A 22,667-nucleotide genomic window follows, 5' to 3' on the forward strand; every position below is an offset into this window, starting at 1 on the left:
CTTACTAAGCCACGGAGCGCGCAGATAAAAGGCGGATCGCGGCTGACTGCCGGCTACGCGTCCAGCAAGGCACGGGCGGCGGCGCGTGCCTCGTCAGTGATGGTATCACCTGCAACCATGCGGGCGATTTCGTCTACACGGTCAGGATCGGCCAACGGGACCACAGTTGAAAGGGTCTGCCCGTCTTCCACATGTTTCTGTACGCGCCAGTGATGCGCCGCACGCGCCGCGACCTGGGGGGAATGGGTTACGACAAGGACCTGCCCACCATGTGCCAAAGACGCCAGGCGGCGGCCCACCGCATCAGCGGTTGCCCCACCCACACCCCGGTCAATTTCATCAAAGATCATGGTGCGCGCGCTGTCCTCACCGGTAAGGCAAACCTTTAGCGCAAGAAGAAATCGGCTGAGTTCACCCCCAGACGCAATCTTGTTCAGTGGACCGGACGGCGCGCCGGGATTGGTCGCCACGGTAAAAGCCACTGCGTCGGCTCCTTCGGGGCCGGGATCGGCAGAGGTGACCTGAGTCACAAAGACTGCACGCTCCATCTTTAAGGGCGCAAGCTCCTCCATAACCGCTGCGTCCAGTTCAGCGGCTGCCTTTCGCCGCACAGCGCCAAGGGCAGCAGCAGCGGCATCATAGCCCTTCTGCGCAGCCTGCAGAGCGGCGCGTTGCTCTGCGAGATCGGCGTCGCCTGCCTCAAGCCTGTCCAAACGATCACGCAATGTGCCTGCAAAACCGCCTAAATCGTCCGGGGCGACATCATGCTTGCGTGCCAGCGCGCGAATGGCGAACAAGCGCTCCTCGGTCAGCTCCAGTTCGGCCGGGTTGAACTCCAGCGCCTGAAGGCAGGCGTTGACCCCTTCCTGAGCCTCGCCCAGTTCGATCAGTGCGCGTCCTAGCGCCGCGATCGGTTCTTCCAACTGACCGCCCGCGTTGTCGGACACACCTTCCAGCCAGCGTATGGCGTCAGACATGGTGCCCTCTGCCCCCTGGCCACCCAGCAGATCAAACGCACGTGCCACATCGTCACGGATGCGTTCGGCCCCCTGCATCATACGGCGTCGGGAATCCAGCTCGGCATCTTCGCCGGGCTGCGGGTCCAGATCGTCCAACTCGGCAACGGCGTGACGCAGGAACTCCTCTTCAGCGCGCATGGCGGCAAGCGTCGCCTCTGTCTCGGCCAACGCCCTGCGGACCCGCGACATTTCGGCCCACGCAGTGCGGACCGCCGCCAGGTGATCACCTGCCCCGGCGTAGTCATCCAACATTGCCCTATGGCCGCGCGGGTTCAGCAGACCGCGATCATCATGCTGGCCATGAAGTTCCACCAGAGTTTCCGACAAGGCGCGCAACACCTCGCCCGAGCAGCGGCGGTCATTGACCCAAGCCGTCTTGCGCCCCTCGGCCGTGTTGACACGGCGCAGGATCAACTCGTCTCCGGCAGGCAACCCGGCCTCTGCCAAAATCGCATGGGCCGGATGGTCCGGGGATAGCTGGAATTCGGCCACAACTTCACCCTGCGCAGCGCCCTGCCGCACCAGCTCGGCCCGGCCACGCCACCCCAGAACGAAGCCAAGGGAATCCAGCAGAATCGATTTTCCTGCACCCGTCTCACCGGTCAGAGCGTTCAAACCCGGCTGGAATGTCAGTTCCAACCGGTCGATGATCAGCATGTCGCGGATATCGAGGGCGCGCAGCATCGGGTCTTAGCGTCCCACGCCTTTGGTCATGGCGATTACAACCACTCGCCCTTGATCGTCTGGCGATAGATCTGGCTGAGCCAATTATTTCCTCGGCTCTTCAGGTCAAGCCCACGCGAGACGAGCAGTTTGTAACCCGCGTCATACCATTCGGATGACTGATAGTTGTACCCCAGGATCGCACCGGCTGACTGTGCTTCGTCCACCAGACCCAGCGACAGATAGGCTTCGATCAAACGATACAGTGCTTCGGCTGTATGCGAGGTGGTCTGGAAATCCTCAACCACGACACGGAACCGGTTGATGGCTGCGGAATAGTGATCTTGGCGCAGGTAATAGCGGCCAATCTCCATTTCCTTTCCGGCCAGATGGTCAAAAGCCAGATCGAATTTCAACACCGCCGAAGTTGCGTACTCACTGTCGGGATAGACCTCGATGACCGTGCGCAAGGATTGCAGCGCCTGGAAAGTCAGTCCCTGATCCCGCCCGACCTCGTCAATCTGGTCGTAATAGCTCAGCGCTAGCAGGTACTGGGCGTAAGCCGCATCTTCATCCGTTGGGTAGAAGTCGATATACCGCTGCGCCGCTGCGCGGCTTTCTTCGTAATTCTTATCCGAGTGGTACGAGAACGCCTGCATGATCAGCGCGCGCTTGGCCCAATCGGAATAGGGATACAGACGCTCAACTTCCGAGAAGTACCACGCCGCATCATCCGAACGATTCTGCGACAGTTCATATTCCCCGCGCGTGAAAATCTGTTCCGGAGTGAACCCTTCAAGGTTCTGATTGCGGTCTGCGCCTTTTCCGCCGCAAGCCGTCAAAACTGCTGTCAGAAGAATCGCCCCTGCGAATCTGACTGCCGCTTTGGTGCCAACCATTCCGCCTATCCTTGTCGTATTGATTATTGGGGCAAACCCCGGATTTGGCCTTGGTTTAGCACATATAATTGCGGGGCAAAACGCCTTAGTAAGCCCTCAGGTGCAATTGTCGACAGAGTTGATCCAATCAGGCGACTTCGGGGATTTCGTCCCAGACAAGACCCTGACCCGGCAGACGCGCGGCCTGTTCGGGCGTGCACAGGATCGGACGCACGGCACCCGGCGTTTCAAACAGTTTGCGCAGCAAAGTGTTGGTCATGGCGTGGCCCGACTTGTCACCAGTGAAGTGACCCAGGATGGGTCCGCCTGCCAGATACAGGTCACCCAGAGCATCAAGCATCTTGTGGCGCACGGCTTCATCTGCCCGACGGAACCCGCCGGGGGTCAGTACGTCGTCGCCCTGAACGACGACCGCGTTATCAAGTGTTCCACCAAGAGCCAGGCCATTCTCACGCATCGCTTCGACATCGGTTCGACGGCAGAACGTACGACAATCGCTCAGCTCACGTGCAAACGAGCCGTTGCGCATATCCAGAGTCTTTGTCTGGCTTCCGATGGCGCTGTCTTCAAAGTCGATGTGGAAGTCGATGATCAGACCATCCGCAGGCGCAATCGAGGCACAGGCCCCTTCTCGGGCTGCGTTCACCGGCTTGAGCACCTCGTAGGCCAAAACCGGGCTGGCCTGACGGCGAACGCCTTTGGCCATGATGCCACGCACGAACTCTATGGACGAACCATCCATGATTGGCACTTCGGGGCCGTCAATCTCGATCAGCGCATTATGGACACCGCAACCCGCCAGGGCTGCCATGATATGCTCGACGGTTGATACGGACACACTCGCTTCGTTGACCAGACGGGTGCATAGCGGCGTACGCTCGACCACGTCGTAGATGGCAGGAATCAATGCATTGCCCAAATCGATATCCGTCCGTTTGAACCAGATGCCATGACCGGCCGCGGCCGGCTTCAGGACCATCGTGGCAGGCTTGCCGCTGTGCAGCCCGACGCCTGTAAACGTGATCGGAGATTTGAGCGTGTGTTGCAAAATGAACCTCGGTGAGTGGTGTCCAGCCTGCTTTGGCCGTGTTGGTCATTCAGTTAAGGAACCCTGACCAAAGGCTCAACTCACTCTTTGTAACTGAATGAAACATGAGTGTAACAGATCGGCAAAAGACTGCTTACACCCCCTTAAATACCTGCTTTTAAACAAGAAAGGGCCGCCAAGTGGCGACCCTTCCAGAGTATTTTGTTACCGCGATCAGTTCGCTTGACGGCGCAAGAAGGCGGGAATTTCGATGCGATCCTGCTCGGGATCGACCTCATCCTGCGCAGGTGCCGTAGCGTCAGATTGGCGCATGACGGGCTGTTGGCGCGGCGGTTGAGCCGGTGTGTCAGCGGCGTGACCCGTCATCCGGTCGATCAGCCGGTTGAACCCGAACCGGGGCCGGTCGGCCTCTGGCTGCGGTGCTGACTGAGGCGTTTGCGCATGGGGCGCAGCATGGCCACGCTCGGAAGTGGGAACGTTTTGAACCGCTGCCTGCAAACGCTGCAAAGCCTCGGGCGACGGGGTGCCCGCAGCAGATTGGGGCTGAGGTGCGACGTAGCTTTCCGGCGCAGCTTCTACTGGTGCAGGGGTCGGTTCAAACTCGGCCACTTGCGGCTGATAAGCCGGAGGGGGAAGGCCATCGTCTTCCTGCTCGGCACGGGGCTCAAATCGCGGCTCCGAAACCTCCTCTGACGCCTCGAACAACGAAGGTTCGCGGTTCACTTCGGGCTGAGGTGCAGGTTCCGCCATTTCTGCGGCGGCGGGGGCTTCTTCCTGAGCCTGTTCTTCCGCCGCAACCGTGCGAGTCAGCGGAGCGGACATCGAGCGTCGTGCAACCGGAACATCTTCGTGTTTTTCGCTGGCGTCGATGCCTGTTGCAACAACCGAAACGCGCATGCCACCTTCCATCGCGGTATCCAGCGTCGAACCGACGATGATGTTCGCTTCGGGATCGACCTCTTCGCGGATGCGGTTTGCCGCCTCGTCCAGCTCGAACAAGGTCAGGTCGTGCGAACCGGTGATGTTGATCAGCACACCCTTTGCCCCTTTGAGGCTGATTTCGTCCAGCAGCGGGTTGGCGATTGCTTTCTCTGCCGCCTGAACAGCGCGATCCTCGCCGGTGGCCTCGCCCGTTCCCATCATCGCCTTGCCCATTTCGTCCATCACGGCGCGAACGTCAGCAAAGTCGAGGTTGATCAGGCCAGGACGCACCATCAGGTCGGTCACACCTTTGACGCCCTGGTACAGGACATCGTCTGCCATCGAGAACGCCTCGGTAAACGTGGTCTTTTCATTGGCCAGACGGAACAGGTTCTGGTTCGGAATGATGATCAGTGTGTCAACGACCTTTTGCAGCATCTCAACGCCGTCTTCGGCCTGACGCATCCGCTTGGCCCCTTCAAACTGGAAGGGTTTGGTCACAACGCCAACGGTCAGAACGCCCAGCTCACGGGCGGCCTGAGCGATGATCGGGGCAGCGCCCGTGCCGGTGCCACCACCCATACCGGCGGTGATGAAGCACATATGCGCGCCGGCAAGATGATCCACAATCTGCTCGATGCTTTCTTCGGCGGCGGCTGCGCCTACTGTCGGACGCGCACCCGCACCCAGACCCTCAGTCACCTTGACGCCCAACTGCACCCGAGCCGAAGAATGGCTTTGCTGCAGCGCTTGTGCGTCGGTATTGGCGACCACGAAATCCACGCCATCCAACTGCTTTTCAATCATGTTATTGACTGCGTTACCGCCTGCACCGCCAACGCCAAATACAGTAATCCGAGGCTTCAGTTCGTCGTGCCCGGGCATCGAAAGATTCAATGTCATGCTCAGTCCGCCTGTTTATATGATCCGCCAAAGCGGTGTTTTTCTTACCTATCCTTAAACAATTCTACCGACCGAAACGGCAAAGGTCACGCCAAAAATCGCTGGAATCCACAAAATATGGAGGAAATAAGGCGGATCATCGCCGTATTTCGCATTGATTGCCAGATGTTGCGGAATGAACTCAAAGCACCACAAAACACGCGACCCACGCACCAAGGCTGACGGGCGCGTCACTTGAACTTCCATCGGTTTTCAGGTGCGGGAAACTGCTCTGGTCCTGCCGCGAGGCATCTGACGTGCCTTATGGACATTTTGGGATATTACAGCACGGTCCGCAACACATTTCTTTAGCTAATTTGGGGACTTGGGCAGTTCAGACCGTCCTCGGTTATGCTGCGCACTTCTTGGATTTCGGTATAGGCAAAGGTCGTCAGGCGAACCAGCAGGCGGCCTTCGTGCAGAAAGGGCCACCAGCAAACGGGTACACCGTCCGGGTCGTCATCGTACAGAAAACAGATTTGCCCGTCCGGGGTTGTGATCTGACCGTAAACACAGCCCCTGCCCTCCATTCGCCAGACCGAGAGAGTCGGACTGAGAAACTCCTCAGTGCCGACCAGATCGCCGTCGGGATATAAATGAAACTTGACGGTCTTGCCCTGAACAGCTTCCAGAAACGCTTCGGGAGTGATCCGGGTCTGCGCGTGCAAGGTAAGCGGAGTCGCGGCAAAAAACGCCGCGACCAGTGCCTTACCAATTGTCACGGAACCAGCGCACCGCGCGTTTGAAAGGCCGCGCGGCATAGGTGTCGACGGGAATTTCAAAGTCCCACCATTCGTCCTGCGGATGTGCCGCGAACAGGCTGAGGCCAACAGCAGAGGAAAAGCCCGGCCCCGTTGCAGATTGCGGCAACCCGTGGACGCGCAGTGGGCGACCCAGACGAACGCGCTGTCCCAGAATACGGGTAGCTAGCCCATCCAGACCCATGATCTGACTTCCTCCGCCGGTCAGAACGATCTGCTGGCTGGGCATATGCTCAAAACCGGCAGCGTCCAATCGAACGCGGACTTCTTCAAGAATTTCCTCTACCCGAGGGCGCATGATGCCAATCAGTTCGGCGCGGCTTACGGTCCGGCGATCATGTTCCCAATCGCCGGTATCGCCGCCTATGTCGATCAGGTCGCGATCATCCGCTCCGGTCGCATGAACGCCGCCGTTAAAAGTCTTGATCCGCTCGGCCACACTCGCGGGAACGCCCAACCCCATGGAAATGTCCGAGGTCACGTGATCACCGCCCATACGCACGCAATCGGCGTAGATCATGTGTTTTTTCATGAAGATCGACACGCTGGTCGTGCCACCACCCATGTCGATACAGGCTGCGCCCAGCTCTTGCTCATCCTCAACCAACGCAGAGATTCCTGACACATAGGCCGAGTTCGCAATTCCGGCGAGCTCCAGATCGCAGCGCTTGATACAGCGCACGATGTTCTGGATCGCAACGGCGTCAACTGTAAGCATGTGCATGTCAACTGCCAGCGATTGCCCCATCTGACCACGTGGGTCGATCAGGCCAGAGCGGTTGTCCAACGCAAAGTTCACCGGCTGCGCGTGCAGCACTTCCCTACCGGCGCCATAATCCGGTACGTCGCAGGCATTCAAAACGCGGCCAACTTCAGCCTCGGTCACGACCTGCCCCTCTAGATCGACCTGAGCGTCCAACCCGTATGATCGGGGATTGGCCCCCGAGAAACATGCAATTACGTGATCCACTCGGATATCAGCCATCTTCTGCGCTGTCTGCAAGGCCGTCCGAATGGCGCGCTCAGTCTCTTGCATGGCGGTGACTTCACCGAACTGCACGCCACGGGACCGGGTCGTTGCCGCACCGATCACACGGAACCCGGACTGACCAGCCAGCGATCCGATCCCGCTGTCTTCGTTCAGGCGGCCAGCACCATCAAACCGAAGCACAAGGCAGGCAATCTTTGAGCTGCCGACATCCAAAATAGCGACCACACCGCGCTGCATCGCCTGTCTGCGCATTTGCCGCATGGCCCGTTGAGACTGATAAAGGTCGGTCATCATGATCGTTACTGCCCGCTACTCACATCTACTTTTGTATTCCACCAGTCTTCGCTGGCGGCTTTGGTCATCCTGATTGTCGGTCGCTGGCCGAGGCGCATGTCAACCACGGCCACGTCGCGCTCCAACAGGTCCTGAACTTCGTTTACGGCCAGCACACGTTCCAGTGCGCGCACGGGGCGTTCGGTTGGCAGCATGATGCGCTGACCACGGTCCAACACCAGATCCCACCGGCGTTCGCCTATGCGCACCAAACCGCGCGCCCTGTTGCCAAGGCTGCGCGCGGTCGCCAGCAGTTCCAATGCCTCTGGGACATGCGCATCAGCGCCCTTGCCAGCAATCAGCGGCAGGCTCGAGTAATCCTTGCGCGAGGCAATACGCTCCACATGCGCGCCCGTGTCGTCCAACAGCTCGGTCCCGCGACGGGTACGCCAGACAACGACGGGCTGACGCTCGACCACGTCCACCTGCAGGATGCCACCCGGCCGCACGCGCACCGTGGCCGATTTGACAGGGTCCAGCGCCGTGATCGTATCCCGGATCTGATCTGCCTCCAGATCCCAGGAGCTGATCGGGAAATCCAGCGGCACAACCGCGCGGATGTCTTCCGCCAGACCGGTTCCTGCCCCGTCGATCGCCATCAGATTGACCATGAATTCGGGGCGTTGCTGGATGGACGTTTTGATATCGTTTGCATAAGCCACCAAGGCGTCGCGTCGATCCTGTGACCCGAAATAGAGACCGATGGCCGCGCAGATCGCAAAAATCGGCAGCCCAACCTTCAAGCCACGCCGCACGCCCGGTGTCAGCATCCAGCGTTGCATCCGGTAGCTGAGGCGCGAGGGCGCGGGATCAAAGCGCCGGGACTTGCGGCCAAACAGCTTTGCCCCCTGTAAACGCAGCTTCGGCTCAACATCGTGGTGATCACCCGACGCGAACTCAGCGTCCGGCCCCGACAATGGTTTTGATCGGTGAATGACAGGTGCGCGGGTGGCTCTTAGCGGTCGCATGAGGCGTCCTCCACAATCCAGGCGCAAAGCTGTCCAAACGTCATGCCGCAATGCGCGGCCTGTTCCGGCACCAGAGACGTCGGCGTCATGCCCGGCTGAGTGTTTGTCTCTAACAGGAACAACCCGTCCGCGCCCATGCTGTCATCCCAGCGATAGTCGGTACGGCTTACGCCCCGGCAGCCCAAAGCATTGTGGGCTTTCACCGCATATTCCATACAGAGCTGAAAGATGTCCTGTGGAATGTCAGCAGGCAGTACGTGCCAAGATCCGCCCGGCTTGTACTTGGCATCGTAGTCGTACCAACCACCATCCGTCATGATCTCGGTCACGGTGAGGGCGCGGTCGCCCATCACGGTCACCGTAAGTTCGCGCCCGGCCACGTATTTTTCGACCATGACATGCTCGGGCATATCATCCGACAGTTGCGGCGGTCCGTTGGAACCTTCGTGAACGATGTAAATCCCGACGCTGGACCCTTCGTTATTGGGCTTGGCCACGTAGGGTGGCTCCATCACGTGAACTTCTACAACCTCGACCTTGGGCACGATCACGCTGGGTACGACGGGCAAACCTTCGGCTTGATAAACCTCTTTGCTGCGCTGCTTGTCCATCGCCAAAGCTGAGGCCAGAACACCTGAGTGTGTATATGGAATCCGCATCCATTCCAGCAGACCCTGCACACACCCATCCTCGCCCCAGCGTCCGTGCAGAGCGTTGAAAACAACGTCAGGATTGATATCCAAAAGGCGCGCGGAAAGGTCGGGACCCGCGTCCAGCTCGACCACTTCAAAGCCTTCTCCCCTGAGGGCGGCTGCGCATTCACGCCCGCTGCTGAGTGACACCTCGCGTTCCGCCGAGGGGCCGCCCATCAATACCGCCACTTTGGGGTGTGTCCTGCTCGACTTACCCACTTAGCGCCTCAATGTCCCCGGACCTTATCTGGTGGTCCGTATACGTTTATACCCTTGATCCGTCGCCTGAATTTGCCTGTTTTGGTCTGACGGTTGGGGTCTTAATCTGTCAGCGGATCACCGACCCGCATGATTTCCCACTCTAGCGTGATGCCGCTTGTTTCGTAAACCTTTTTTCGCACCTCTTCGCCCAGACCTTCCAGGTCGGCGGCGGTGGCTGTACCGGTATTGATCATGAAATTTGAATGCTTGGGGCTCATCTGTGCGCCGCCTTTGGTCGCACCGCGCATTCCCGCGTCATCGATCACCTTCCACGCCTTCAGATCATGCACGTCATCGGCGCGACCGGTCGAGGAAAATCCGGCTGGGTTACGAAAAGTGGACCCAGCGCTGCGATCCTTGGTGGGCTGGGTTTCGTCGCGTTTCTTCAGTTGCGCGGTCATGCGATCATGCAAGACCTGCGGGTCAGCAGAAGGCCCCTCAAACGTCGCCGAGATCAGCACGGCACCCTCGGGCAGATCGGACTGGCGATAGCTGAAATTCAGCTCGTCAGGGGTTAACTCCACAACGTCACCCTGACGCGTCACTATGGTCGCCTTGCGCAAAACGTCCGCCGTATAGCTGCCATAGCACCCGGCGTTCATGCGCACGGCTCCACCGATGGACCCGGGAATGGTGCGCAGGAACGTCAGATCCACCCCTGCATCCGCCGCCTTACGCGCCACATGCGCATCCAGCGCCGCAGCACCCGCCGTTACGCGGTTACCTTCGACGGAAATCCCGTTGAAACCGCGCCCCAGACGGATCACAACCGCCCTCAGCCCTCCGTCACGCACGATAAGATTGGACCCGACACCCATCGGAAAAACCGCCATGTCCTCGGGTAGCTCTCGCAGGAAACCCCTCAGGTCATCCAAATCGGCTGGCTGAAACAGATAGTCCGCCGGACCGCCGACGCGCAGCCAGGTGAGATCGTTCAAAGGTCGGTTTTCAGAGAGTTTGCCGCGTGGCGTGGGTAGAGATGTCATGCCTGCTAATTCGCGGATTTGAACCTGCAACGCAAGCCGTATTGGTCAGGGCGTTGCGCCAAGTACTTTGCGCACCCACCGTCCCAGATAGATCACCGGCCAACGCAACACGGACATCCCCGCCGCCAGAACGATCAATCCAATCCAGGGACCGTTTTGCAAAGTGACATAGCCAAGGATTGGGATACCAACCAAGATAAGGACATAAGCCCTGGTCCAGTGGTTGTCTTTGCTGGGGATCATCGCCAGAACATTCGCGGCGATCCCCCACCCGAAAGCGAGGGCAAGAGACAGGTTCATTCGTCAACCTCCTGCCCTGTCCACCGTCGCCAGTAGTGACGGATGGGATTTCTGAACATTGACGCAAAAGCTGCGAAGGCCAGCACAGCGAAGAACCAACCAAAGTCGTAGCCCAGCCAGACAATCAACGCCGGCGCGCTGACGAACAAAACAACGCCGGGTGGAAACTGCAGGCGCAAAGGCAGCATGGCCACGGCGGTCGAGGCTACAACCCACAATCCTGCAAATAGCACTGAATAAACCATTCGCCCCTCCAAGGACGCTTTCTGGCGATTCCGACCACGCTCTTTAAGGTTGTGCGCGGACAGAGTCCATTGCCTTATCCAGCTTGCTTCCGCAGCAAACGCTCGGGCAGACCATTCGCCCACGTGCTGATCGTACCGGCACCAAGACAGACAACCATGTCCCCGGGGCGGGCTTGTTCGCGGACCAGACGTTCAAGATCGTTCTCATCCAGCAACGCGCGGGCGTGGCGGTGGCCGTGGCGGATCAGACCTTGCACCAGATCATCGCGCGACGCCCCCTCGATCGGGTCTTCTCCTGCGGCAAAGATGTCGGCAATGGCGACCACGTCGGCGTCGTTGAAACAGGTGCAGAAATCGTCAAACAGGTTCGACAAGCGCGAATACCGGTGCGGCTGATGCACGGCAATCACGCGGCCCTCGGAAGCCTGACGCGCAGCTTTCAATACGGCTGCGATTTCAACCGGATGGTGGCCGTAATCGTCGATAATGGTGACACCGTCGACCTCTCCCACCTTGGTGAAACGACGATTGACGCCACCAAAATTGGCCAAAGCCTCGCGGATTTCTGCAGTTTTCATACCCAGATGGCGGGCAACGGCCACGGCGCTCAGCGCATTCGAGACATTATGGTCGCCCGGCATCGGCAGCGTACAGCCTTCGATCACCGTGTCTTCATATTGCAGGTGGACATCGAAATGCGCGACGCCGCCCTTATAGGTCAGGTTCACCGCCCGCACATCAGCCTGCGCATTGAACCCATAAGTGCGCACGCGGCGGTCGGTGATACGGCCGACCAGCGTCTGCACCTCGGCATGGTCAGTGCAACAGACCGCGAGGCCGTAGAAAGGAAGGTTCGAGACGAACTCATAGAACCCGTCGCGGAGCTTATCGAAATCGCCCCAATGCTCCATATGCTCGGGGTCGATATTGGTGACGATGGCAATGGTCGCGGGCAGACGGTTGAACGAGCCATCCGATTCGTCGGCCTCGACCACCATCCATTCGCCCTGCCCCATCCGCGCGTTCGAGCCATAGGCATGGATGATGCCGCCATTGATGACGGTGGGGTCGAAATCACCCGCCACCATCAGCTCGGCCATCATGGTGGTGGTGGTGGTTTTGCCGTGCGTTCCGGCGATGGCGATATTCGACTTCAGGCGCATCAACTCGGCCAGCATATCCGCGCGGCGCACCACTGGCAGACCCTGTGCACGGGCTCCGTCCAATTCGGGGTTACCCGGCTTGATCGCAGTAGACACAACCACAACGGCTGCATTTTCAAGGTTTTCGGCGCGCTGGCCTACGAAAATCTCGGCCCCCAAACTGGCCAGACGGTCGGTGATCTTGGACGCCTTCAGGTCCGAGCCCTGCACCCTGTACCCAAGGTTCAGCAGAACTTCTGCGATCCCGGACATCCCGATCCCACCGATCCCGACAAAGTGGATCGACCCTACGTCTTGCGGCAGTTTGGTTGCTGGATTCATGTGGTCTCCTTCTGCGCCAACTGTTCGACGAGGTGTACCAGACGCTCGGTCGCATCCGGCGCCCCGGTCGAGAGGGCGGCGTGGGCCATCTTTTGCGCGGCTTCGGGGTTAGTCAGAACTGCGGTGATTTGCTCGGTCAGCGCGGGAACGTCAAGCAGGTTTTCTGGGATCATGATCGCACCGCCTGCCTGCACCAGCCCACGCGCATTGGCCGTTTGATGATCTCCGGCAGCGGCGGCGAAGGGGATCAGGATCGAAGGCCGCCCGATCACCGAGATATCGGCGACGCTGGAGGCGCCCGAGCGGCTGATGACAAGTTGCGCGTCGGACATGCGTCGCGGGACGTCATCGAAGAATGGCAGGACTTCGGCACGAATTCCGTTGTCGGCGTAAAACGCGGTGACGCGTTCGCCGTCCTCATCCCGCGCCTGATGAGACACCCGGATATGGGCACGCAACTCTTCCGGCAGTGCCGCTATCGCGCCGGGCACAACGTCGCTGAGGATACGTGCCCCCTGTGAACCGCCCATAACAAGGACGGACATCGGGTAATCACCGGGGGGAATATACCCTGACGCCGCGCGCTCTAACACGGCAGCGCGGACCGGGTTGCCGGTGTGGACGCCCTGTGCGCCGTCGGGCAGGTCCGTGGGCCAGACACCGCAGGCCACCTGCGCCACGCGCTTGGCAAACAACTGGTTCACGCGGCCCAACACACCGTTCTGTTCGTGGATCATGCGCGGGATATTCAGCAATGTCGCCGCCCCCAACGCAGGGATTGAGGGGTATCCGCCGAAGCCCACAACCACGTCAGGCCGGTCGCGCATCATCTGCATCGCCATGCTGGTCACGCCGCCCGCGATCTTTGGCCCCACCATTGCCTTGGCAGCCAAACCGCCCCGCGCGAAAGTGGCCGAGGATGCCTCGACAATCTCGGTCGAATGGGGAAAGCCGCCAGTATAACGCGCACCGCGCGCATCGGTAGACAGGCGGACGCGCCAGCCTTTGTGCAGCATAGCTTCGGCCAGAGCCTGCGCCGGGAACATGTGACCCCCGGTGCCGCCAGCCGCAATCAGAAGATAAGGTGCTGTCATCAACCTCGTCCGCGCAGAATGTCGCCAAGTTCACCCTGTGGCCGGGTTCGGGTAAAGGCCAACAGCATACCAACCGCAATACCACCCGCGATCAGCGAGGAACCGCCATAGCTGACAAACGGCAGCGTCATGCCCTTGGCAGGCAGCAGGCGCACGGCCACACCCATGTTGATCATTGCCTGAACGCCAAACATGCAGGCCAGACCGGTTCCGGCCAGACGGATGAACATATCGCGTTCACGCATCAGCCGCAGGAGCGAACGCACGACGATCAGGGAATAAAGCGCGATGATGATCAACACGAGGATCAGCCCGTATTCTTCAGCCGCCACAGCGATGATGAAATCTGTATGTGCATCAGGCAAGGACCACTTCACCTGACCTTCACCCACGCCAACCCCGAACAACCCGCCCTCGCGAATGGCGTTGGTGGCATAGCCTAGCTGGGTGGTCGGATCGACCTCTTGGTTCAGGAACCCGTCAATGCGGCGCGCAAAGTGTTCCGAGTTGGAATAGGCAAACATCCCGCCCAGAACGACCGCGCCCGCCATGCCGACCAGCAGCAGCATCGGCGCACCGGCCACAAAATACATCACACCCCAGCCGAACAGGATCAGGCAAGCCTGACCGAAGTCGGGTTGCAGCACCAACATCGCCACGATCGCCATGCACAACGCAAAAGACCACAACCGCCCCGGAGGGCCGTTGATCTCTTGCGACGCAGCCAAAAGCCACGCGGCCACGACGATAAAGCCGGGCTTCAGAAACTCGGACGGTTGCAGCGAGGCAAAGCCCAGCGAGTACCAGCGTACCGCGCCCTTGCCGAAATCGGTCCCGAAGACAGGCAGGAAAGCCAGCGCCACAAACGCGCCCAGAAAGCCCAGCACCGCCAGACGCCGCACCAATGTCGGCGACATCATCGAGGTCAGCAGCATCGCGATCAGCGCCAAGCCACCGAACAGAGCCTGTCGTTCAACGTAATGGAACGGGTCGAACCCATTACGACCGGCCAGCGGCGGTGAGGACGCCAGCCCCAGCAACAAGCCGATGACAAACAGGATCAGAACGCAGGACATTGTCCAGCGGTCAATCGTGCGCCACCACTTTGGTAGAATCGGTTCGCCGCGCTGGTCCTGGACCGCGCCATACACCATCTCAGTCATGAGATACCGCCACTCTCTGCCTCGTTCACGTCCCGTTTTCGGGATCTGATTGAGAGTCTATCCCGATTTTTGCGTCTGGGCCAGTAAAATGAGGGGTTTGAGCAAAAACAGCGCGTCGTCAGCAAAGTCCCGCCGTGACGGGAGTTCGCAGAATGATGCTGGCCTAAATCTGACTACTCAACTTCTTCAATCGGCGCGCCGGACTTGGCCCAAGCGGTAAACCCGCCTTCGATATGAACGACTGGTTTTAGCCCCATCTCCATCGCGGTTTTGGCACTGAGCGCCGACCGCCACGCGCTGGCGCAATAGAACACATAGGTCTTGTCTTGGTCGAAGATGTCCTTGTGATACGGGCTTTCGGGGTCAATCCAGAACTCGAGCATCCCTCTGGGGCATGAGAATGCCCCTGGTATTTTGCCAGACCGCTTTAGTTCACGAATGTCGCGCAGGTCGATCAGAACGTGGTCGTCGCTATCCATCATGGCCTGTGCCTGCTCCACCGAAACCGACGAAACAACCGCATTCGCTTCGTCCAGCAGCGCCTTGATTCCCTTAGTTATTGTCTGAGACATGTTGGCCCTTCCCTAAAAATTCGTGCGTCGGTGCAGAGAACACCTCGCAGCTCATAGCATCAAAGAAAGCGTGACAACAAACGTGGCCAGTGCCAAGCCCTCTTGCCATCCTCTGTAATCCGCGCCATGCGCAGCACATGGACTTTGACACGATCATCCTTGGCGCCGGCGCAGCCGGTATGATGTGCGCCGCCCATTGCGGTGGGCGCGTGTTGGTGATCGACCACGCGAAAGCCGCGGGCGAGAAAATCCGCATCTCGGGCGGCGGGCGCTGCAACTTTACGAACATGTATGCAGGTCCCAGCAACTTCCTGTCGCAGAACCCGCATTTCTGCAAATCCGCACTGGCGCGGTACACTCAGTGGGATTTCGTCGACTTGGTCGGGCGGCACGGTATCGCGTGGCATGAGAAAACGCTGGGGCAGTTGTTCTGCGACGGCTCCTCAAAACAGATCATTCAGATGCTGCTGGATGAAATGGCCACAACCGGGGCCGAATTGTGGGTCCGCACCGAGTTGCGGGACCTTCGCAAAACCGAAAACGGGTTTACCCTTGACGTCGATCGTGAAGGGCAGCGCGTCACCCTAACCTGCAGCAATCTGGTGCTGGCGACGGGCGGCAAGTCGATCCCCAAGATGGGCGCGACAGGGCTGGCTTATGACATCGCGCAACAATTCGGCCTGCGCATGACCGATACACGGGCGGCGCTGGTGCCGTTTACGTTCTCGGACGCAAAATTCAAGGAGCTCTCGGGCGTATCCCTGCCAGCGCGCCTATCAAACGCGCGCACCAGTTTCGACGAAGCGCTGCTGTTCACCCATCGCGGCCTCAGCGGGCCATCCGTCCTGCAACTGTCCTCGTACTGGCGCGAGGGCGAGGACATCAGCGTCAATCTTATTCCTGATCTCGCGCTGTATGACGTGCTGCGCGATCAGCGGCAGGCCGGAGGGCGCAAGGCTTTGACCACCGAACTGGCCCGGCACCTGCCCGGTCGTCTGGTGGAATACCTCAGCCGCATCATCCCCATGCAAGGCAACTTGGCCGACCAATCCGATGCCGCTCTGTCGGAACTGGTCAAAGCCCTGTCTAACTGGCAACTGACCCCATCCGGAACCGAGGGCTACCGCACCGCCGAGGTCACGCTTGGCGGGATCGACACTGACAACCTGTCGTCCAAAACGATGGAGGCCAGGGATGTCCCCGGCCTCTATGCGATTGGCGAAGCAGTGGATGTCACAGGTTGGCTTGGCGGCTACAACTTCCAGTGGGCCTGGTCATCGGGCCACGCCGCCGGAACTGCAATCGCGGGGCGTTAACCTACGACGTTATACCCACGTCCGCGCATACAGTTGCGCACAATCACTTCCTGATTTTGGGTGTTGTTGATCGCACTTGCACCCGCACCTACCAGCGCACCTGCAACGGCGGCACGCCCCAGATCGCTGGCACTATCGTCAATGATCGCCTTGGTACCGGCAGCACCCGCAGCGCCAATCGCAGCAGCGCCCGCCGTACGGCCATCAACCGTCGGCTGCGACCGCGCAAGCGCCTGACACTGGGCCAGATCCGCGTTGTAGTTTGGCCCAACGGGTCCATCGACGATCGGCTGGTAGTTGGCACCGACATTGGTGCAGGCTCCTACCACCAAGATGGCGGGCAGGATCACAGAGAATTTACGGTATGGCATAATCATAACCTCACGTTGAATTTGACGGCAGGCAAAACCAATAATCTTGGCGCGTCAAGCTGATAGCAACTTAACTTGGCTCAACCGGCGGTCTATTGCAAATGACTATTCCGACAGTCTTTGCCGAACCTGCGCCTCGAAGTCTTCTCCGCGTCGCTCGAAACTGTCGTATTGGTCAAAACTGGCCGCCGCAGGCGCCAACAATACGGTTTCACCCGGCTGGGCGTCCGACATGGCCTGTGCCACAGCCTCGGCCATGGTGGTGCAGACCAGAGTGTCTGCGTCAAGCTGGATGGCAAATCCGGCAGCCTCGCGCCCGATCACATAGGCTTTGATTACCCGCGCCGAAGCAGCATTTAGTGCCGACAATCCGCCCTCTTTCTCCAGTCCGCCGCAAATCCAGCGAATTTTGCCGAACGCGTTCAGCGCCTTTAGCGCACTGTCTACGTTGGTGGCCTTAGAGTCGTTCACGTAGGCGACGCCATCTGCTTCGGCGATGATCTGGCTGCGGTGTGGCAGGCCGGGATAGCTGTGCAGGGCGTCCTCGATCACGCGGGGGGCCAACCCCAGCGCGCGACAGGCTGCGTAGGCGGCGCAAGCGTTCTGGTGGTTATGCGATCCGGGCAGCCCCTTGATCCCGCGCATGTCAATCGACCCGGCCTGCCGACCCTTGCGGTATTCGGACAGAAACCCCTTGCGCGCAAAGACCTGCCATCCGGGTCCAGTCAGTTTGCGCGCAACCGATACGCGGATCACCCGGTCGTCCGAGGGCCCTTCGGCAAGTTGACCGGCCAGAAACGCCCCCTCTTTCTCATCAATGCCGATCACGGCGCGATCCGGTCCGCCTTCGGCAAACAGCCTCCGCTTGGCCGCGAAATACCCTCCCATTCCACCGTGGCGATCCAGATGATCTGGCGAAAGATTGGTGAAAACCGCGATATCCGGCGTCAAGGCTCGGGCAAGTTCCGTCTGATAGCTGCTCAGTTCCAGCACCACGACAGAGCCATCCCCGCCCGGCTCAATATCCAGAACGCCCCGCCCGATATTCCCGGCCAGCTGAGCCTCTCGCCCCGCTTCGGTCAGGATATGGTGGATCAAAGCGGCCGTGGTCGATTTGCCGTTCGATCCCGTCACCGCAATCACGCGCGGAGGCATATCGTAGTTGTTCCATTCCGCCCCCGCGAAAGACCGGAAGAACAACCCGATGTCATTGTCCACAGGCACGCCCGCATCCAAAGCGGCGGCCACCACCGGGTTCGGGTCAGGATAAAGATGCGGAATCCCCGGCGAAACGATCAGCGAGGCGATGTCGTCAAACGCACCATGATGCAGAAGATCGGCGCAGGCAAAACCTTCGCCTTCCGCCTTCTCGCGGGCCGCTGGGTTGTCATCCCAACAGACCGGCTCTGCGCCGCCAGCCCTTAATGCGCGTGCGGCGGCCAGCCCTGACCGGCCAAGCCCCAGAACCGCAACTTTATGTCCTGAAAACCCTTTGACCGGGATCATGCTGCCCACCCTTTTTTGACTTTGGTTTAGGCGTCACCCTGCGCAGAAGACCCCTTCATTGGCAAGGGCGTAGACAGGCTCGCGCGCCAGCGTGAGCCGGGCCCAACAGGTGGCAGGTGGACCAAAGGTCCGCCGAACCTGGCGGGAGCGCTACCGGACTTTCAGTGTCGCCAGTCCAATCATTGCGAGGATCAGGGAAATGATCCAGAACCGGATCACGATCGTCGGCTCTGCCCACCCTTTTTTCTCATAGTGATGGTGGATCGGTGCCATCAGGAACACGCGGCGTCCGGTGCGCTTGAAGTACAAAACCTGAATGATCACGCTCAGCGCTTCGACAACGAACAGACCACCGACAACGGCCAGCACCAACTCGTGCTTGGTGGCAACTGCGATTGCTCCCAGCGCGCCCCCCAAAGCCAATGAACCGGTATCGCCCATGAACACAGCGGCGGGCGGCGCGTTGTACCAAAGAAACCCAAGCCCCGCGCCGAAAAGCGCCGAGGTAAAGATGAAGATTTCACCCGTTCCCGGCACATAATGCACATCCAGATATTCGGTAAAGTCGACCCGGCCCACCGCATAGGCGATGATCCCCAGCGTCGATGCCGCGATCATAGCAGGCATGATCGCAAGCCCGTCCAGCCCATCCGTCAGGTTCACGGCATTCGCCGCGCCCACGATCACGACAATCGAGAACGGAATGTAGAACACTCCCAGATTTACCAGCGTGTCCTTGAAAACTGGCACGGCCAACTGGTTCTGCAAAGCCTCAGGATGGTGCAAAGTCGCCCAAAGCGAAGCAAGAACGGCAATAATGACCCCCAGAGCAAGCCTCATCTTGCCCGAAACGCCCTTGGTGTTCTGCTTGGACACTTTGGCGTAGTCATCTGCGAAACCGATCGCCGCGTAAGCCAAAGTGATAAACAGCACCATCCAGACATAGGGGTTGTCCCACCGCGCCCAGACCAGAGTCGACGTCACCAGCGCCCCCACGATCAGCAGACCGCCCATGGTTGGCGTTCCCGCCTTTGAGAAATGCCCTTCGGGACCGTCATCCCGGATCGGCTGACCCTTGCCCTGCTTTCTGCGCAATACGTTGATCAGCGGTTTTCCAAACAGGAAACCAAAGATCAACGCAGTCATGAAAGCGCCGCCTGCACGGAACGTGATGTACCGAAAGAGGTTGAAGAAATCCCCCCCGTCCGACAGGCCGGTCAACCAATAGAGCATATTAAAACCTTTCTCGTGCGGCGATCATGGGTCAAGCGCGCTCCCTTGCCCCATTTTCCGCAGACCGTCAACAATCTGCGCCAAAGCCATGCTCAAAGAGCCTTTGGCCAATACCGTGTCACCGGCCTGTATCAACTCCGGCAAATGCGCCGCCATTTCAGCGCTGGTTTCAAACCACAGACCACGTTTTTCGTCCGGCAAAGCGTCGTGAAGCGCCTTCATCAGCGGGCCGATACAATGAACACGATCAACCCGCTGCATGGCATCCACGCGGACCATATTGGCGTGCATTTCGGCTTCCTGAGCACCCAACTCTTTCATATCGCCCAAGAATGCGATCTTGCGGTTACCCTGTGACGCGGCCAGCACGTCCAGCGCGGCCTCCATCGAGGTTGGATTGGCGTTATAGCTGTCGTCCAGCAATTCGACCTGACCACCAGCAGAAAGCGCAATCTGCTCTCGCACCCCGCGCCCCTTGACCGGAGACCACCGGGCCAATCCAGCAATCGCTTCTTCCAGCTCGACGCCCAACTCGACACAAGCGGCCAATGCCCCCAGCGCGTTCATCGCGAAATGCGTTCCGGCAGATTGTACGTCAAACGCGAATTGGACATCGCCGACCATCGCCGCGGCATGGATCGAATCGGGCGATTGCGTGACGTCCTTCAGGACATAGTCCGCAGCGGATCGCCCGAACTCTACAACCCCAGCCCCGTTTTCCAGGGCACACTCACGCAGAATTTCTGCGTGCTCTACATCCGCGTTAACGATAGCCGCGCCGCCTTTGGTCAGACCTTCAAAAATAGCGGCCTTTTCATGGGCGATCCCGGCAACGGACTCGAACGCCTCAAGGTGGACGGCCGCTACAGTGGTCACCAACGCCACGTGCGGGCGGGCCTGCCGTGCCAAGGGCGCAATCTCTCCGGGGTGGTTCATGCCAATCTCGATCACGGCATATTCTGTGTCGCGTGGCATACGCGCCAATGTCAGGGGAACGCCCCAATGGTTGTTGTAGCTGGCTACGCTGGCATGAGTTTTTCCCTTCGTTTCCAAGATGTTAGCCAGCATTTCCTTGGTCGAGGTCTTCCCGACGCTGCCCGTGACCCCCATCACCCGCGCGCCCGTGCGCGCACGCGCGGCCTGCCCCAACGCCTCCAACCCTGCCTGAACGTCGTCCACGACCAGCAAGGGCGCGTCTTCAGATACACCATCAGGAACACGGGACACCAGCGCGGCCCCTGCCCCTTTTTCCAACGCCTGCGCGACGAACTCATGCCCGTCGCGCGCCGCTTTCAACGCTACAAAAAGATCGCCGGGCTGCAGGGTTCGCGTATCAATCGACACGCCGTCCGCCGTCCAATCGGTTGTCGTATGCCCGCCGGTGGCTTGGGCGGCCTCGGATGCGGTCCACAAGGTCATGCGACTCTCCCGTCAAGGGCAGCCACGCTTATGCTGGCCTGTTCCACATCATCAAATGGCAAAACCTGATCACCGACGATCTGGCCGGTCTCATGCCCCTTGCCTGCAATCAGCAGCGCGTCGCCGGGTTGCAAGGCATCGACACCGCGCAGAATGGCCTCGGCCCTGTCACCGACTTCGGTTGCACCCGGTGCCCCTTGCATCACGGCCTCGCGGATCGCTGCGGGGTCTTCACTGCGCGGGTTGTCATCCGTTACGAAAACCACATCGGCGTTGTTCGCAGCAGCCTTGCCCATCAGAGGGCGCTTCCCCGCGTCCCGATCGCCACCTGCACCAACGATTGCAATTAGCCTGCCCATGACATGCGGACGCATCGCCTTGAGCGCGGTTGCAACCGCATCCGGCGTGTGGGCGTAGTCCACAAAAACCGCCGCCCCGTTCTCTCGCGTTGCGGCCAGTTGCATGCGTCCACGCACGGTTGTCAGGTGCGGTAAGGTTTCAAAGACACGCTCGGGGTCTTCTCCGCCAGCGATCACAAGCCCGCAGGCCAAAAGGACATTCTCGGCCTGAAACCCTCCGATCAGGTTCAGGCGCGTTTGAAAGACCTTTCCCTTCCATGAAAAGCGCAGGTCTTGACCCGTGGAGTCAAACCGCTGGTTCATCAGACACAGGTCTGCATCCCCCAAACCTACGGTCAGCACATCCTGCCCACGGTCTTCGGCGATCTTGCGGATATGCGTGCCTTTGGGGTCGCTCATGTTGATGACGACCGTTCCATCCTGTGGCAGCACGCGATCAAACAGACCCGCCTTGGCCGCAAAATAGGCCTCGAATGTTTCGTGGTAGTCCAGATGGTCCTGCGTGAAATTTGAAAACCCCGCCGCAGACAAGTTCACCCCATCCAAGCGCCTTTGTTCCAAACCGTGCGAGGACGCCTCCATCGCGGCATGGGTCACGCCGTTTTCAGTCGCTTCTGCCAGACACCGATGTAGGGTGATAGGCTCTGGCGTTGTATGGGCCAGTGGCGCAGTCCATGCCCCCTCAACCCCGGTTGTGCCAAGATTGACTGCGGCGTGGCCCAGCTCCATCCAGATCTGCCGCACAAAGGTTGCAACCGATGTCTTGCCGTTTGTCCCGGTCACGGCAACGATGGTCTGCGGCTGCGCGCCGAACCAAAGTGCAGCACATCCCGCCAACGCCTGACGAGGGTCCTCGACGACGACCAGCGCGGCATCCGAGCCCGACAACTCATCCGCCGCAATCGCAGCACCCTCGGCGTCCGTCAGGATGGCCGCTGCGCCCATCCGCAGGGCGAACTGAATAAACTCGCCCCCGTGAACCCGCGTTCCGGGAAGGGCAGCGAACAAGTAGCCGTCCTTGACCTCTCGGCTATCGACGGCGAGCCCGGTAATTTCGGGGTTTGCGCCACCTCGGGCGGTCAGGGCCAGTTGGCTGAGTTTCTTTGTCCTTGTGCCCATCG

22 protein-coding genes are annotated in these 22,667 nt (G+C 59.9%); 1 reads left to right on the forward strand and 21 read right to left on the reverse strand.

What is annotated here, in order from left to right:
- Positions 1–53: 53 nt before the first annotated feature.
- The 16 genes from recN to ACR0B7_RS07180 form a co-directional block, all read right to left on the reverse strand.
- Positions 54–1,703, reverse strand: a complete 1,650-nt coding sequence (gene recN / locus ACR0B7_RS07105) for a DNA repair protein RecN (protein WP_170483873.1) — start codon at positions 1,701–1,703, stop codon at positions 54–56.
- A gap of 35 nt (positions 1,704–1,738) precedes the next feature.
- Positions 1,739–2,581 (reverse strand): outer membrane protein assembly factor BamD, encoded by an 843-nt coding sequence (locus tag ACR0B7_RS07110; RefSeq protein ID WP_170384348.1) that lies wholly within the window; start codon positions 2,579–2,581, stop codon positions 1,739–1,741.
- A gap of 127 nt (positions 2,582–2,708) precedes the next feature.
- Positions 2,709–3,629, reverse strand: a complete 921-nt coding sequence (gene lpxC / locus ACR0B7_RS07115; protein WP_170483875.1) for a UDP-3-O-acyl-N-acetylglucosamine deacetylase — start codon at positions 3,627–3,629, stop codon at positions 2,709–2,711.
- A gap of 213 nt (positions 3,630–3,842) precedes the next feature.
- Positions 3,843–5,453 carry a cell division protein FtsZ gene (ftsZ, locus tag ACR0B7_RS07120; RefSeq protein WP_170483877.1) on the reverse strand — a complete coding sequence of 537 codons (1,611 nt, stop codon included), beginning with the start codon at positions 5,451–5,453 and terminating at the stop codon, positions 3,843–3,845.
- A gap of 54 nt (positions 5,454–5,507) precedes the next feature.
- A complete protein-coding gene (locus ACR0B7_RS07125) occupies positions 5,508–5,687 on the reverse strand; it encodes a hypothetical protein (RefSeq protein ID WP_170483879.1) in 180 nt (59 codons plus the stop codon).
- A gap of 113 nt (positions 5,688–5,800) precedes the next feature.
- Entirely contained in the window at positions 5,801–6,214 is a 414-nt protein-coding gene (locus ACR0B7_RS07130; protein ID WP_480681175.1) for a hypothetical protein, read from the reverse strand.
- On the reverse strand, positions 6,201–7,535 hold the full coding sequence (gene ftsA / locus ACR0B7_RS07135) for a cell division protein FtsA (RefSeq protein ID WP_170411978.1): 1,335 nt from the start codon (positions 7,533–7,535) through the stop codon (positions 6,201–6,203). The genes ACR0B7_RS07130 and ftsA overlap by 14 nt, the downstream gene beginning before the upstream one ends.
- 8 nt (positions 7,536–7,543) lie before the next feature.
- The gene (locus ACR0B7_RS07140; RefSeq protein ID WP_170483884.1) at positions 7,544–8,545 is read right to left on the reverse strand and encodes a cell division protein FtsQ/DivIB; all 1,002 of its coding nucleotides are present in this window, start codon (positions 8,543–8,545) and stop codon (positions 7,544–7,546) included.
- Entirely contained in the window at positions 8,533–9,456 is a 924-nt protein-coding gene (locus tag ACR0B7_RS07145) for a D-alanine--D-alanine ligase (RefSeq protein ID WP_170483886.1), read from the reverse strand. Before ACR0B7_RS07145 ends, ACR0B7_RS07140 begins: the two co-directional genes overlap by 13 nt.
- A gap of 101 nt (positions 9,457–9,557) precedes the next feature.
- On the reverse strand, positions 9,558–10,484 hold the full coding sequence (murB, locus tag ACR0B7_RS07150; RefSeq protein ID WP_170483888.1) for a UDP-N-acetylmuramate dehydrogenase: 927 nt from the start codon (positions 10,482–10,484) through the stop codon (positions 9,558–9,560).
- 45 nt (positions 10,485–10,529) lie between these two features.
- The gene (locus tag ACR0B7_RS07155; protein ID WP_170483890.1) at positions 10,530–10,784 is read right to left on the reverse strand and encodes a DUF2484 family protein; all 255 of its coding nucleotides are present in this window, start codon (positions 10,782–10,784) and stop codon (positions 10,530–10,532) included.
- Positions 10,781–11,029, reverse strand: coding sequence for a DUF2484 family protein (locus ACR0B7_RS07160; RefSeq protein WP_170410981.1), 249 nt, complete (start codon positions 11,027–11,029; stop codon positions 10,781–10,783). The genes ACR0B7_RS07155 and ACR0B7_RS07160 overlap by 4 nt, the downstream gene beginning before the upstream one ends.
- 74 nt (positions 11,030–11,103) lie before the next feature.
- Positions 11,104–12,513 (reverse strand): UDP-N-acetylmuramate--L-alanine ligase, encoded by a 1,410-nt coding sequence (murC, locus tag ACR0B7_RS07165; RefSeq protein WP_170576557.1) that lies wholly within the window; start codon positions 12,511–12,513, stop codon positions 11,104–11,106.
- The gene (locus ACR0B7_RS07170) at positions 12,510–13,607 is read right to left on the reverse strand and encodes a UDP-N-acetylglucosamine--N-acetylmuramyl-(pentapeptide) pyrophosphoryl-undecaprenol N-acetylglucosamine transferase (RefSeq protein ID WP_170483894.1); all 1,098 of its coding nucleotides are present in this window, start codon (positions 13,605–13,607) and stop codon (positions 12,510–12,512) included. The genes murC and ACR0B7_RS07170 overlap by 4 nt, the downstream gene beginning before the upstream one ends.
- Entirely contained in the window at positions 13,607–14,770 is a 1,164-nt protein-coding gene (gene ftsW / locus ACR0B7_RS07175; RefSeq protein ID WP_170384375.1) for a putative lipid II flippase FtsW, read from the reverse strand. The genes ACR0B7_RS07170 and ftsW overlap by 1 nt, the downstream gene beginning before the upstream one ends.
- Before the next feature lie 173 nt (positions 14,771–14,943).
- Positions 14,944–15,342: a rhodanese-like domain-containing protein gene (locus ACR0B7_RS07180; RefSeq protein ID WP_170483896.1), complete on the reverse strand. Its 399-nt coding sequence runs from the start codon at positions 15,340–15,342 to the stop codon at positions 14,944–14,946.
- Positions 15,343–15,479: 137 nt separating this feature from the next.
- Here ACR0B7_RS07180 and ACR0B7_RS07185 point away from each other — a divergent pair, with 137 nt between their 5' ends.
- Positions 15,480–16,658: a BaiN/RdsA family NAD(P)/FAD-dependent oxidoreductase gene (locus ACR0B7_RS07185; RefSeq protein WP_170483898.1), complete on the forward strand. Its 1,179-nt coding sequence runs from the start codon at positions 15,480–15,482 to the stop codon at positions 16,656–16,658.
- On the opposite strand, the gene ACR0B7_RS07190 is transcribed toward ACR0B7_RS07185, so the two are convergent.
- The 5 genes from ACR0B7_RS07190 to ACR0B7_RS07210 all read right to left on the reverse strand — a co-directional run bounded on the left by ACR0B7_RS07190 (position 16,655) and on the right by ACR0B7_RS07210 (position 22,665).
- Positions 16,655–17,029, reverse strand: a complete 375-nt coding sequence (locus ACR0B7_RS07190) for a glycine zipper family protein (RefSeq protein ID WP_480681179.1) — start codon at positions 17,027–17,029, stop codon at positions 16,655–16,657. The two genes, ACR0B7_RS07185 and ACR0B7_RS07190, sit on opposite strands and share 4 nt — an antisense overlap.
- 105 nt (positions 17,030–17,134) lie before the next feature.
- Positions 17,135–18,535 (reverse strand): UDP-N-acetylmuramoyl-L-alanine--D-glutamate ligase, encoded by a 1,401-nt coding sequence (murD, locus tag ACR0B7_RS07195; protein ID WP_170576558.1) that lies wholly within the window; start codon positions 18,533–18,535, stop codon positions 17,135–17,137.
- Between the two features lie 150 nt (positions 18,536–18,685).
- Positions 18,686–19,768 (reverse strand): phospho-N-acetylmuramoyl-pentapeptide-transferase, encoded by a 1,083-nt coding sequence (gene mraY, locus ACR0B7_RS07200; RefSeq protein WP_170576559.1) that lies wholly within the window; start codon positions 19,766–19,768, stop codon positions 18,686–18,688.
- 24 nt (positions 19,769–19,792) lie between these two features.
- Positions 19,793–21,187, reverse strand: coding sequence for a UDP-N-acetylmuramoyl-tripeptide--D-alanyl-D-alanine ligase (locus tag ACR0B7_RS07205; RefSeq protein WP_170576560.1), 1,395 nt, complete (start codon positions 21,185–21,187; stop codon positions 19,793–19,795).
- Positions 21,184–22,665 carry a UDP-N-acetylmuramoyl-L-alanyl-D-glutamate--2,6-diaminopimelate ligase gene (locus tag ACR0B7_RS07210; protein WP_170483908.1) on the reverse strand — a complete coding sequence of 494 codons (1,482 nt, stop codon included), beginning with the start codon at positions 22,663–22,665 and terminating at the stop codon, positions 21,184–21,186. Before ACR0B7_RS07210 ends, ACR0B7_RS07205 begins: the two co-directional genes overlap by 4 nt.
- Positions 22,666–22,667: the final 2 nt, after the last annotated feature.

The sequence above is a fragment of the Ruegeria sp. BB6 genome (assembly GCF_056539385.1).